13 protein-coding genes and 1 riboswitch are annotated in these 13,729 nt (G+C 35.9%); of the genes, 9 read left to right on the forward strand and 4 right to left on the reverse strand.

The annotated features are described in order from the left end of the window. The first annotated feature begins 137 nt into the window (after window positions 1-137). Window positions 138-1,244 (forward strand): o-succinylbenzoate synthase, encoded by a 1,107-nt coding sequence (gene menC / locus FI644_RS21855; protein WP_056684754.1) that lies wholly within the window; start codon window positions 138-140, stop codon window positions 1,242-1,244. Window positions 1,245-1,413: 169 nt separating this feature from the next. Here menC and FI644_RS21860 read toward each other — a convergent pair whose 3' ends face one another. Together FI644_RS21860 and FI644_RS21865 are read right to left on the reverse strand one after the other, a co-directional pair. Next, window positions 1,414-2,646 carry an ATP-binding protein gene (locus tag FI644_RS21860; RefSeq protein ID WP_053476152.1) on the reverse strand — a complete coding sequence of 411 codons (1,233 nt, stop codon included), beginning with the start codon at window positions 2,644-2,646 and terminating at the stop codon, window positions 1,414-1,416. Window positions 2,647-2,810: 164 nt separating this feature from the next. Further along, window positions 2,811-4,553 (reverse strand): AAA family ATPase, encoded by a 1,743-nt coding sequence (locus FI644_RS21865; RefSeq protein ID WP_056684751.1) that lies wholly within the window; start codon window positions 4,551-4,553, stop codon window positions 2,811-2,813. A 185-nt stretch (window positions 4,554-4,738) separates the two neighbouring features. Continuing rightward, a riboswitch (TPP riboswitch) is annotated at window positions 4,739-4,841 on the forward strand. A gap of 66 nt (window positions 4,842-4,907) precedes the next feature. Between FI644_RS21865 and thiT the strand changes: the two genes are divergently transcribed. From thiT to qoxD, 5 genes are all read left to right on the forward strand, one after another. Then, window positions 4,908-5,507, forward strand: a complete 600-nt coding sequence (thiT, locus tag FI644_RS21870; protein ID WP_056684748.1) for an energy-coupled thiamine transporter ThiT — start codon at window positions 4,908-4,910, stop codon at window positions 5,505-5,507. Window positions 5,508-6,019: 512 nt separating this feature from the next. Beyond that, complete coding sequence (gene qoxA / locus FI644_RS21875) at window positions 6,020-6,943, forward strand: cytochrome aa3 quinol oxidase subunit II (RefSeq protein WP_053476149.1); 924 nt, start codon at window positions 6,020-6,022, stop codon at window positions 6,941-6,943. A 48-nt stretch (window positions 6,944-6,991) separates the two neighbouring features. Then, a complete protein-coding gene (gene qoxB / locus FI644_RS21880) occupies window positions 6,992-8,941 on the forward strand; it encodes a cytochrome aa3 quinol oxidase subunit I (RefSeq protein WP_053476148.1) in 1,950 nt (649 codons plus the stop codon). Beyond that, a complete protein-coding gene (gene qoxC, locus FI644_RS21885; protein WP_053476147.1) occupies window positions 8,938-9,534 on the forward strand; it encodes a cytochrome aa3 quinol oxidase subunit III in 597 nt (198 codons plus the stop codon). Before qoxB ends, qoxC begins: the two co-directional genes overlap by 4 nt. Window position 9,535: 1 nt before the next feature. Beyond that, complete coding sequence (qoxD, locus tag FI644_RS21890) at window positions 9,536-9,817, forward strand: cytochrome aa3 quinol oxidase subunit IV (protein ID WP_056684746.1); 282 nt, start codon at window positions 9,536-9,538, stop codon at window positions 9,815-9,817. Between the two features lie 21 nt (window positions 9,818-9,838). On the opposite strand, the gene FI644_RS21895 is transcribed toward qoxD, so the two are convergent. Both FI644_RS21895 and FI644_RS26495 read right to left on the reverse strand, forming a co-directional pair. After that, window positions 9,839-10,066: a hypothetical protein gene (locus FI644_RS21895; protein ID WP_053476145.1), complete on the reverse strand. Its 228-nt coding sequence runs from the start codon at window positions 10,064-10,066 to the stop codon at window positions 9,839-9,841. Between the two features lie 168 nt (window positions 10,067-10,234). After that, window positions 10,235-10,375 (reverse strand): YwzD family small protein, encoded by a 141-nt coding sequence (locus FI644_RS26495; RefSeq protein ID WP_172797641.1) that lies wholly within the window; start codon window positions 10,373-10,375, stop codon window positions 10,235-10,237. A 240-nt stretch (window positions 10,376-10,615) separates the two neighbouring features. On the opposite strand from FI644_RS26495, the gene FI644_RS27190 reads away from it, so the two are divergent. The 3 genes from FI644_RS27190 to FI644_RS21905 all read left to right on the forward strand — a co-directional run bounded on the left by FI644_RS27190 (window position 10,616) and on the right by FI644_RS21905 (window position 13,721). Further along, window positions 10,616-10,744, forward strand: a complete 129-nt coding sequence (locus tag FI644_RS27190) for a hypothetical protein (RefSeq protein ID WP_256376270.1) — start codon at window positions 10,616-10,618, stop codon at window positions 10,742-10,744. 126 nt (window positions 10,745-10,870) lie between these two features. Further along, entirely contained in the window at window positions 10,871-13,030 is a 2,160-nt protein-coding gene (locus FI644_RS21900; protein ID WP_142108819.1) for a beta-propeller domain-containing protein, read from the forward strand. Window positions 13,031-13,139: 109 nt separating this feature from the next. Beyond that, window positions 13,140-13,721, forward strand: coding sequence for a glycerol-3-phosphate acyltransferase (locus FI644_RS21905; protein WP_053476143.1), 582 nt, complete (start codon window positions 13,140-13,142; stop codon window positions 13,719-13,721). Window positions 13,722-13,729 lie beyond the last annotated feature (8 nt).

Consider the following 13,729-nt stretch of genomic DNA (forward strand, 5'->3'; position numbering starts at 1 on the left):
AAGAGGTGGACGGCCGTGATACTAGTATATGTTTTAGTGAAAAAAAGATTCGAGTTCACACACATTTAGTGAAAGGAAGGGAGTTTTCCACTATTATTAAAGATGATAAGAAATTTTTAGTAATTGAGGTGGAACATATGAAGATTCGTGAAATCACATTGCGACATTTAAAAATGAAAATGAAATCTCCGTTTTCGACAAGTTTTGGGACAATGCAAGATAAAGAATTTCTTCTTCTTGAAGCAAAATCAGAAAATGAGCATATCGGTTGGGGAGAGTCCGTAGCCTTTGACACACCCTGGTATACAGAAGAAACGGTAAAGACGAATTGGCATATGCTCGAAGATTTTATGATCCCGGCGGTAATAAACGAAGAGCTTGACCATCCAAATCAAGTTTCAAATATTCTCTCATCAATAAGAAAAAACAATATGGCTAAATCAACAATTGAAGGGGCTGTATGGGATTTATATGCGAAAGAAAAGGGGTTAAGCCTGACCAAAGCACTTGGAGGAAATAAGAAGAGAATCGAAGTTGGAATAAGCATTGGTATTCAAAATACTATTGATGACCTCTTACAATTAATTGATGGGTATACTGCTAAGGGATACAAGCGAATGAAGGTGAAAATTAAACCAGGCTGGGATCTTGAGGTCATTCGAGAAATCAGAAAGCATTACCCAAAAGTCCCATTAATGGCTGATGCAAACTCAGCGTACACGTTAAATGATATCGATCTGTTTAAATCAATGGATGAATATGGTTTAATGATGATTGAACAGCCATTAGCTGCAAATGACATTATTGATCATGCAAAGCTTCAAAAGGAAATTACAACACCGATTTGTTTGGATGAAAGCATACATTCATATGAGGATGCGCGTCTAGCCATTGAATTGAAAGCCTGTCAAATAATTAATATTAAAATTGGCAGGGTAGGGGGACTATCAGAGGCAAGAAGAATTCATGATCTATGCAAAGAAAACAAGATTCCTGTATGGTGTGGCGGCATGCTTGAAGCAGGCATTGGAAGAGCACATAATATTGCTTTAACTACATTATCTAATTTTATTTTGCCAGGTGATACAGCTGGTTCTTCACATTATTGGGAACAGGATATCATTTATCCAGAGGTAGTAGTAGAAAATGGATATATCAATGTACCAGCGCATCCTGGTATTGGCTTTGATCCAAATATGGAGACCATTCGGCAATTTACTATAAATGAAAAAATATTTTCTTAATAAGCTCCCAGGACATGTGGAGCCTGGGAGTAATTATAAATTACGAAATATTCAATCAATATTTCTTGGGAAAGCGCAGATTCAGACATTTCCTTATTAAAATCGTCATTCTGCAAGTCTGAATTTGTCGTATGTAAAAGATGTTGTCGGTTCTTGAGGAGAGAGGCGGTTACAATGGGAATTTCATATGAAAGGTTGTCCCCGCACTTTCTTTACTAACAATTTTGTAATCGCCATTCATACGTTTAATGATATCAAAACTAATCATTAAACCAAGACCAGTTCCTTTTGTTTTGGTTGAATAATATGGCTGTCCTAGCTGCTTAATCTGATGGGAGGAAATACCAATTCCTTCATCTTTAATATTTATTTTCGCATGTCCATCTTCTTGATAGGCATGCAATTCTAAATTTCCGCCAGAGGGCATGGCCTCAATCCCATTCTTGATTAAATTGATTAATAACTGCTTACATTCATTTGTATTTCCGTTAATAACTAAATTTCCTTCAATATTTGTAATAAGAATAACATTAGACATTACAGCAAATGGATGCATAAATTCTGCAACATCCAATAATGTTTGTGTAAGAGGAATCGACTCGCAAAAATGGCTTGAAGGGCGTGCAAGCGATAGAAAATCTCCAATTATTTTCTGTGTCCGATCCAATTCTTCAAGTGAAACAGATATAAACATTCCTTGTTTGGATGTTAAGTTATTTTCGTCCTTCATGATTTGCAAAAAGCCTCGGATCGTTGTCATTGGATTGCGAATTTCATGTGCAACTGAAGCAGCGAGCTGACTCACTGCATTCAATTTATCTGCGTTTTGTAATTGTTCCAGCATGGCTAGCTGAAGCTTATTCATTTCGATTAAATAGATAATGATCGCAAGTGTCAGTAATGAAACAATGGAAAATGAGCATAGAAATAGGAAATCTTCTGAATGTCCTGATTGTATAAAAGCAATTATGCGTGTACCAGTAATTAAAATATAGAAAGTGACACCAATACAAAGTTTCTTCCAAGGATTTCCTCTTTGATAGTTTTTATAAACAAAGCCAAATAAGGGTATGATGATTAAATAATTTATTAATAATACCAATAATTCCTTAAACTCTCCAAATACGTTTACTCCTAATAAAGCACCAATTGTAATACCACCAGATAGTGGACCCATATAGAAAAAAGATATAAAAATAGGAATAAATTTCAAATCAAATGCCATGCCATCTGCAACTCTTACAGGAAAGGACATAGTCAATAGAAGTGAAAATATAATCGTGATAAGAAAAACAATATATGTTTTCAGTCCTTTTTTGTGTCGGCTAAGTATGATATTTACTAAGGGGATCATCATCATAATAAAGAAGTGAAAAAATAAATCTGCTACAAAATCCTTCAAGAGCACCATTCCTCCATGCTAATCGTTCCATATCTAATTAAACAAGCAGGGAGGGGAATCCTTTATAATATGTAGATAAATGTTGAATGAACAGGAAAAATAATTCTTTCATATTTTACAAAACTCGACAAAAAAATAACCGGCTCATGATGAGCCGGTAAATCTTAAGAAAGAACGAGTTGCTTTTCATTTATCGATGGGTAAATATCCACAAGTTCTTGGACTTCTGTCCCATCTAAAGTCTCTTGCTTTAAGAGGGCTTCTACTAAGTTGTCAAATTGGACTCTGTTCGTATTTATTAGCTTTTCTGATCTCTCTAATGCTTTTTGGAAAAGTTCTTGCATTTTTATTTCTTTATCTGACTTGTTAAAGGTTAAAGTAAAACCATCATCAAGTAAGCCTGTGTCAACCATTTGTTCAATCATCTGTTTTGCCTGTTGAACATCGCCGCCAACACCTATGCTGTGCTCGCCAAGAATCATTCTTTCGGCAACACCGCCAGCTAAAATCATTGCTACTTGATCAAGCATGTCGCTTGTTGTCGAGAGATGCATTTCTTTCGGAACCGGCGCAACATAACCAAGTGCTTGTCCACGGGGAATAATGGTCGCTTTACGAACAGACCCGGGCTTTGTAATTGCTGCAACAAGTGCGTGTCCTGATTCATGGATTGCAACACGTCTTTTCGTTTCTGTGTCCTGAAGCGCACGTGTTGAGCTTCCAAGCACGGTTCTGTCTAAAGCGAAATCAATATCTTCCTTTGAAATGCAAGCTTGTCCATTTTGTACAGCTCTGCGACTGGCTGTTTCAAATAGTGATTGAAGATCGGCACCGGAAAAACCAGAAGTGCTTTCAGCAAGTTCTTCAAGAGAGTTCATTACATTTGTAGCTAATTTTCTATTTTTCGTATGAATCTCGATAATTTCTTTTCTTCCTTTCGTATCAGGAAGAGGCACATGAAACGAAAAGTCAATCCGGCCAGGTCGAAGAAAGGCATCATCAAGCATATCTTTCCGATTTGTCGCCGCAATGAAAAGAATGCCATCATTAGAGTGTCCGCCATCTAGCTGTACTAGAAGTTCAGTTAACGTCTTCTCACTTTCTTCACCGCCATGCTGCTTTCTTTTACCAGCAAGGGCATCGACTTCATCGATAAAAACGACTGCAGGCTTTTGCTTCCTTGCATTTTGGAACAATGTTCGCACGCGGGATGCACCAACACCTACAAACATTTCATTAAATGCTGAGCCGCTCGTTGAAAAGAAGGTTGCACCTAGCTCTTTAGCAATCGCTTGTGCCAGCAATGTTTTCCCTGTTCCAGGAGGACCATATAATAGTATCCCTTTCGGTTGCTTTAAACCCATTTGAATTGCACGTTCCGGTTCTTTCAAAATAGAAAGAGTTTGCATGATCTCATCTTTCATTTCACCTTGAATTCCTCCAACATCAGCAAGAGAAATAGGTGGAAGCGGCTTTGCCCTCGATACACTTTGCTTCATTGTATTTGTTGCACCAAGGCCGCCTCTGCCAGACTTATATAAATAAATGCCTATGGCAGTAATTAAGACAGCGAGCCCGCCCAAAATCCATGGTGTATATGGACTACTAGATGAAAATGTATATTCAACATGATAATTTTCTACTAATTTACCAATCAATTGACTATTTGGCGGGACATGTGAAATAAATTTACCATCACCAGTAATAATCGTAAGTTTTCCATTTATATGTTCATTTATTGTAACCATTTCCCCATTTTGCGATGCAATCAATTCTTCGACAGAAGAATAGGGGACTGTTACGGATTTATTCCCATTCTGAACAACAAAGAAAATGGCTGTTGCTATAACTAATAAGCCTACAATAATCGGAACAATTGTTGAAGCTTTTCTAAAATTTAATTTCAACTTTTTCCCTCCTCATTGTACCTTTTCATTATAAGTACGAAACATATGTGTGAATAGTAGATGATTTATGTAAAAACTAGAAAATATTGTTAAATAACTTATATAGCAAAGATATCCTTAAAAGTACTATTTCCCCTTCACAAATATTGGAAAGCAAGATATAATTACATAGGATATTAAATAAACGTAACCACAAGGGGAGCGTAAAGCTGAGAGTGAACAGTTCGCTGTTCTGACCCTTCGAACCTGTTAGATAATTCTAGCGCAGGAATGTGGATTGAATAGGTGTTTTTTTGTTTTGTATGCTTATTCTCCCCTTGAGGTGTCGTACCATTTGAAAAGGGGAGTATTTTTATGAAAAAATTAAGTTTAATCGCATTGATTGAGGCTTCATTTTTTGCAGCATTTGCCATTATTTTGGATTTATTGCCATCAATCAAGCCAACGCCCAATATATCAATTTCAGTTGCCATGCTGCCCATCTTCATCTTGGCCTTTCGATGGGGGTTTCGTGTAAGTATGATTTCTGGCTTTATGTGGGGCATTCTCCAAATTGTCATGGGAGATGCTTGGATAGTAACACCTGTACAAACATTTATTGAATATGTCTTGGCTTTTGCATTCATCGGTTTTGCTGGACTATTTTACAATTTCATTCAAAAAGATCTGAGATATGGAAAAAAGAAAACTGCGCTTACTTGGATTGTAGCAGCTATATTTATCGGAAGTCTTGCTCGCTATTTCTGGCATTTCTGTGCTGGTATTTTATTTTTTGGCAGCTATGCACCAGAAGGCATGTCACCGTTTCTATTCTCTTTTGCAGTAAATGGAGCAACAGCACTTGGATCATGGGTACTATGTTCAATTGTTGTCGTACTTGTCATTGCCACTGCACCGCAAATAATTATTAGAAAAAATGACTCATTGGCTATAACACATAACAAAGCTTCGTGAAAGATAAAAAATCCTCTCTAAACTTTTTAGAGAGGATTTTTATTTATTGAAAATGAAATGTAATACTATTTTTGAATCATCATATTTAGTGGATAATTATGTGAAGAAAAGAGAGTTGCTACTGGAAAAATATATTGAATATGGAAAAATAATCATTATTTCAGAAAAACTGATTCGAAAGATTTAACAGAGAATTACGAGAACTTTTTAATAATTTTACAAATATGTGAACAACTTTTGAAATCTGAATCAGCTTCAAAAGTTATTTTTTCCTCTAAGAAAGTAGTTTAAATGCAATGTTTATATGTATTCATTGTTATTTCGATATATTAGTTGATCCAATAAAGTAAAAATATTCCTTCGGTTATTTGTCACATTCTTTTCGTTAACAACATGTTAATATTGTAAATGAACCAGCAAGAACATGTTTAGGTGTTCTTTTGTTGAAGATTGTGAAAATATGTACACAATAATTGGTTTTTTTGATTTCTAATAAGAAAGGAGCCCCTGTTATGAAATTGAAATGGGCTGTATTAGCGGTATTTTTCACTATTGTCACTGTGTTAACAGGATGTGAACCATTAACGGTCTTTGATCCTAAAGGGCCTCAAGCTGAAAGGCAAGCCAATGACATACTATTATCGATAGGAATTATGTCGGTAGTTGTTATTGTTGTTTTTGCTATTTTAATATATGTGTTGGTGAAATTCCGCGCTTCAAAACAAAGTGAAGACTATGAACCACCTCACATGGAAGGGAATCCATGGGTCGAAGCAATTTGTGTAGGAATTCCTGTGATAATTGTTGCTTATTTATCATTCGTTTCCGTACAAAGTAACTATATCGTTGAGTCTGCTCCGAAAGGCTATGAAGAACAAGAACCATTGGTTGTCTATGCTTCATCGTCCAACTGGAAATGGCATTTTAGTTATCCTGAAGAAAACATTGAAACAGTCAATTATTTATATATACCAACAGACCGTGCACTTGAATTTAAATTATATTCAAATGGACCGATTACAAGTTTCTGGGTTCCACAACTAGGCGGTCAAAAATATGCAATGGCTGACATGATTACAACATTGCACTTAGCTGCAGACGAACCTGGCGAATTTATGGGTCGTAATGCTAACTTCAGCGGAAAAGGGTTTGCTGAAAATGCATTCAATGTCACTGCCATGTCTCAAAAAGATTTCGATGATTGGGTAAAGGAAGTAAAAGAAACGGCTGATCCACTTTCTGAAGAAAAATACAATGAATTATTAAAGCCTGGACACCTTGGTCAAATGACTTTCACTGGAACTCATTTAGAATTCGCACCACCACCTGAGCATGACCATGGTTCATCAGACAGTGAATCAACAGAAGAAACACATGAAGGACATTCTGATTCTCACGAATCAGAAGAAAATCATTCAGATCATAGCAATCATTAAGAATAACAGAATAGTAAAATAACTTTTCTCGAAAGGAGAAACATACGGATGGAATTCTTTGAACGCTTTGCCATACCACATCCAAGTCCTGCAATTTATGCATCAATGGTTGTTATTGGGCTAACAGTGATCGCAATTATTGCTGGATTAACCTATTTTAAAAAATGGGGCTATTTATGGCGTGAATGGTTGACAACGGTTGACCATAAACGAATTGGTTTAATGTATTTAATATCCGCATTGCTGATGCTTTTTCGTGGTGGGGTAGATGCCATCATGATGCGTGCTCAGCTTGCTACACCAGATAGTAAATTACTTGATGCACAACACTATAATGAAATTTTTACTACACATGGGGTCGTTATGATCATTTTTATGGCGATGCCTTTCATATTTGCATTTATGAACTACATTGTGCCATTACAAATTGGCGCGCGTGATGTTGCGTTCCCACGTTTAAATGCAATTAGTTTCTGGCTATTTTTCATGGGAGCAATGCTATTTAACATCTCATTTGTCATTGGAGGTTCACCTGATGCGGGGTGGACATCATATTTCCCGCTTGCAGGAAATGAATTTAGCGAATCCGTTGGAACGAATTATTATATGATCGCGATCCAAATATCTGGACTTGGTTCTTTAATGACAGGTATTAATATGATCACAACGATTATGAAAATGAGAGCCCCTGGTATGACTATGATGAAAATGCCAATGTTCACATGGTCTACTTTAGTTGCAAACCTTATCATTGTTACAGTGTTCCCAGTTTTAACAGTGGCTCTTGCTATGGGAACAATGGACCGACTTTTTGCAACCAACTTCTTTACAAGTTCGAACGGCGGTATGGATATGCTTTGGGCGAACCTATTCTGGGTTTGGGGACATCCTGAGGTATATATCTTGATTTTGCCAGCTTTCGGAATATACAGCGAGATAATTTCTACTTTCTCAAGCAAAAATTTATATGGCTATAAATCAATGGTCGCTTCTATGGTTATCATTTCAGTACTTTCATGTTTAGTATGGGCTCACCATTTCTTTACAATGGGTCAAGGGGCAGCATCGAATAGCTTCTTCTCGATCACAACGATGGCGATTGCTGTACCAACTGGGGTTAAGATTTTCAACTGGTTATTCACCATGTGGAAAGGGAAGATTCGGTTTACCGTTCCTATGCTTTATTCAATAGGATTTATCCCACTTTTCACAATTGGCGGAGTGACAGGGGTCATGCTTGCGATGTCAGCAGCTGATTACCAATATCATAATACAATGTTCTTAGTTGCTCACTTCCATAATACAATTATTCCTGGTGTTGTATTTGCGATGCTTGCAGGTCTTACGTATTATTGGCCAAAAATGTTTGGCTTTATGTTAAATGAACGAATCGGGAAATGGACGTTCTGGCTCCTCTCAATCGGCTTTGTTCTTGCATTCTTCCCAATGTATATTACTGGTCTAGATGGGCAAGCGCGTCGTATGTACACTTACTCTGAAGCAACTGGCTTCGGTGCATTGAATATGATTTCATTTGTTGGTGCAGGGATTATGGCAATAGCTTTCGCTTTAATCGTCTACAATGTTTATTATAGCATTCGTTATTCACCAAGAAATATCGGTTCAGACCCATGGGATGCTCGTACATTAGAATGGGCAACAAATACACCAGTTCCTGAATATAATTTTGCAATTACACCACAAGTGAATTCTATTCAGCCATTCTGGGATTCTAAGAAAAAGGGACATGTACTTTTCCCAGCTAAGTTAGACAAAATTCATATGCCAAATAACAGTGGCATGCCATTTATCTTATGTTCAATCTTCTTTGTATGGGGCTTTTCATTTGTATTTGCTATCTGGCCGCTTGTCATCCTTTCAACAATCGGAATCTTCGCATGTTTGGTATTGCGCTCATTCGAAAAAGATCACGGACGTTATATTTCTATTGAAGAAATTAAAGAAACGGAAGAGAAAACAGGGGGGGCTAAATTATGAAACTAGATCACTCGCAACCTCTTGAATATAGTACTGGGCAAAATAATCTAAATATATTCGGTTTCTGGATTTTCCTTGGTGCCGAAATTATGCTTTTCGCAACACTTTTTACAACTTATTTTACATTAGAGCACCGAACAGGTAATGGTCCTACCGGCGCAGAAATTTTTGAAATAACACCAGTATTAATTGAAACAATTTTGCTTTTAACAAGTAGCTTCGTGATTGGTCTTGGAATTCATGCCATGCGTTTAGGCAAGATAAAAGCAATGATTAGCTTCTTCTCCATCACTTTGCTATTAGGTTTAGGATTCTTAGGGTTTGAAATATTTGAGTTTGTACATTATGTACACATAGGAGCAGGATTGCAAACGAGCGCGTTTACTGCCAGCCTATTAACAACATTAGGAACACATGGAGCACACGTAACATTCGGTTTATTCTGGGGCTTAGCCATCATTCTGCAAGTAAAGAAACGCGGGTTGACTCCTGAAACTGCGAATAAATCATTTATTTTCTCCCTTTACTGGCATTTCTTAGATGTAGTTTGGATCTTCATCTTCAGCTTCATCTACTTGAAAGGAATGATGTAATATGAAAGAATTATTCCCGGCCAAACAAGTAATGGGCTTTGTATTTTCATTAATTCTAACTGCTGTAGCCCTTGCCGTTTATTTCTTAGACATGTCATTCGCAATAGGATTAACAGTTCTTGTTGTGACAGCATTTATTCAAGCATTGCTGCAACTTGTAGTATTCATGCATGCAGGTGAAACAAAGGATAAATGGTCCATATATGGCAATGTCTACTTTATGATTTTCATTGCGTTAATTACAATATTCGGTACACTATTCCTCTTCAACTGGGATATGTAACATATTGCAAAAAAGGAGCATCTAAATGGATGCTCCTTTTTTTGTTTTGTTCAGCATCTCTTCCGTTGCTACAAAGAATATCCCCATCACAAAGATAAAAACCGCACCCATAATTGTTCCAATCCCAATCGGTGTTAATATATTATTCCCGTTTCCAAAGAAACCAAATGTAAAAATGATAAGGCCGATTGTTGATAATGTGACACCAACATAATTTACAATCTTGAGTATGTTCGCATTTAGATTCATTTAACTCATCCTCCTTATATTTAAATTATTCATTTTGTTCACAAAATTGTCAAACTTTTTTTAAAATTTTATTTTATTATTTCTAGATCATAAGATTTAGATACATATAAAAAATGCTTGAAGACAAAGTTTTTTTGAAAACAAGTCTTCAAGCTTTTATGATTTACATTATTTTTTATAGTGTGGCTCCAGTTGTTTTCTAATATCCCTTAGTAATTCCTTAACTGTCATTTGATTTTCACTTTGACCTTTTGTTAATGCAGATTGCATTACCTTCGCTATTTCATTTGAATTTACTTTTGGTTTCATATTCTAACACCTACTAATATTCAATAAACATACGTAATCATTCATTAATGGTGTTACTTTTTTTTAGTATATTCTCCTCCAATACTGTCCGTGAATCGTTGACAATATTACAAAAAAAGTGAAAATCGTAGTTTACAAAATGGAAAAATCGGGTAGTAGGATATTGACCCTCATAAAATGGTAGGGGTCAGCGAATACTGTATTAAAACAAACAGGTCTACATGAAAAGGAGGTCTGATTATGAAAAAGAAGAATATGGATATTGATAAGCTTTTGGATGCAACTAAAGAAATAGCTGATGACGACTTTCACTATATGATCAGACACATCGAAATCGATTCATTGCTTGAAAATACAGAGAACTGGTAAAATAAAAATTCCATACATAGATGGTAAATCCACTCATATTGAGTGGATTTTTATTTTTCATTTTTATTACAAATATGTAACAGTTTTCAATCGAAGTGCGTCAATAGCTATAAAGGAGTGAAAAATATGAAGAAAAAGTGGGTACTAGTAGGCGGCGCTCTCGTGATCATGATGTTTATCCTTACTGGCTTCTTTGTAACTCAATTAAAAGTAGTGGGTGGCTTAGACGAAAAGGAAAATTTGATCGTAATGAAAAACAAACTGTGGAAAATCCATTTTTCCGAAAAACTTGATCCATCAAGCATTAATAACCACACCGTTTTTGTTTTGAATCAAAAGGGAGAGAAGCAAAAGACAGTTGTATCATTGAGTGACGATGATAAAACAATTCTTATTGAACCGCCAGAGAACGGTTACGATTTTACCTCTTATACATTACAACTATCAAAAGAGATTCATTCCATAATGGGCAGAAAAATAGTAACCGGTATTAGTCAGAGCTTTACTGTAAAAGAATCTTTGCCAATTGCTGAATCGAAAAGCAAGTTAAATGAACATATCTTAAAACGAGTGACTGAAATGTGGGGAAATAAGGATTACTCAGTTAAAGAGGAATCTTCAATGGATTCAGCAGCAGGGGATTCTGAAAAGTCACAAGGTCATTCAGAAACAAATGTGCAAGTGGATGGAATTGATGAGGGAGATATTGTCAAAACAGATGGAAAGCATATTTTTCAACTGAAAGATAATACACTGCAAATTATTAAAGCAATCCCTGCTGATAAAATGTTAATAGAAAAAGAGATTACTTTTAAACAATCATTTTATCCTATTCAAATGTATTTACAAAACGATCAATTAATCGTTATGGGCACGAGTTACGAAGGACAGTCGAGCGAGAAAAAACAAGCAGACATGAAAATAGCACCAGTTCATGAAACAACAAAAGCAATAATTTATGATGTGAAGGATAAAAAGAACCCTGTAGAAATAAGACAGATTGAAATTGAAGGAACACTTGTCACATCAAGGTTAATGGATGGTAATGTTTATTTAATTGCCAATAAATACCCAGATTATTGGCTGCTTCGTGAGAATCTAGAAATCGATATTCGGCCAAGATATTCAGATTCAGCTACTCATACACAAATGCAAGCAGTTAATTACGATAAGATTCAGTACTTTCCAGAATCTAAAGAAACCAATTTTACAAACATTGCTGTGATTGATTTAGATAAACCTACTTCCAAAATTGCTCTCACCACGTATTTAGGCAGTGGAGATCAGATATATATGGCAAAAAACAATCTTTATCTTGCCGTTACGAATAATATGCCCATGGCAATTGAAGGAGATTATTCATACAACCCTGATACAACGGTTTATAAATTTACTGTAGATGGAATGAAGGTTGATTTCCACAGCTCAAGCGAAATTTCAGGAACGATATTAAATCAATTTTCGATGGACGAATATAAAGGTTATTTCCGCATCGCTACTACAAAAGGGCAAGTATGGGATGATTCAAAGCCATCTGCCAATAACCTCTATATCTTAGATGAGAATTTAAAGCAAGTTGGACAGTTAGAGGATTTAGCAAGAGGGGAACGAATATACTCGGCTCGTTTTATGAACGATAGAATCTTCATTGTTACATTCAAGGAAACCGATCCGCTCTTTGTCATTGACGGATCAAATCCTAAACAGCCGAAAGTATTAGGAGAATTAAAAATTCCTGGTTTTAGCAACTATCTCCACCCATATGATGAAAATCATTTAATCGGATTTGGTCATGATACAAAGGTAATCCCTGGCAAGGGCTCAGGAGGGGAGCCGCTTATTTTCACAGATGGGGTAAAACTTTCACTATTTGACATAACAAATTTATCGAATCCAAAGGAGAAATTTACTGAAATAATCGGTGGCAGAGGAACGTATTCCCAATTAAACTATGACCATAAAGCTCTCCTGTTTGATAAAAAGAAAAACCTATTTGCTTTTCCGATAACCGTTTATGAAAATGGAAAATCGACGGATGAAATGGAAAGGGATTCAATTTTTACATTCCAAGGTGCTTACGTTTACAACATTGATCTTAAAAAAGGATTTTCATTGAAAGCAAAAATGACCCACCACGACCCAAATTCCATCTATGAAGAGTGGGAGGACAGCATTCAGCGCGTCCTATATATCGGTAACACGTTGTATGCATTATCGCCGAATAAAATTAGTTCTTATGATTTAGGTTCATATAAATTAAAAGGGGAGTTAAACTTTAAAAAATAATGTGAAAATTAGCACCCAAATTATGGGTGCTAATTTTATTGAAGAATTATAAAAATTGCTTCATAATTAAACGTAAACAATTTTTATTTTTAAAAGACTGGAGTAATCTATGAATCTATTTCTTTATTGTGTTAGCTCTTATTTCATTGGGAACATTTTAACCGCACATTTTCTTATAAAAATTCTTCATAAGGGGAAAATTCTTGGGGAAGGTTCAGGTAATCCTGGAGCAAGAAACGCGGGTCGTTTATATGGCAAAAAAGCTTTTGTTCTTACTTTTCTTGGGGATGCCATTAAAGGAGCTCTGGTTGTTGTCATAGGCAGAATGATTGAATTATCAGCCTTGGAACAGATAATAGGGCTTTCCTTTGCATTAATCGGCCACATTAAACCTATTCTTTTCCGGTTTAGAGGAGGAAAGGGAATATCCACTTTTATTGGTGGGGCACTCGCCTTCGAACCTTTATTAGCGATTGTCATCATTATAGCATTTTTAATCACGTATCCATTTACAAAAAGCTTTACTTTTTCCGGTCTTGGTTCCTTTCTTGTCCTGCCTGTTGCCGTTTTTTTTCTGCATGATTCTGTAGAATCAATGTGGGGATTCATTGGGCTAACAATTATTATCCTGTTGGCGCATTCACAAAACTTGATTGAAAAATGGAGAAAAAACAATCCTAACCGAAATTAACTTCGGTT

Origin of the sequence: Cytobacillus solani, from assembly GCF_006704205.1 — a bacterium.
Classification (GTDB): Bacteria; Bacillota; Bacilli; order Bacillales; family Cytobacillaceae; genus Cytobacillus; species Cytobacillus solani.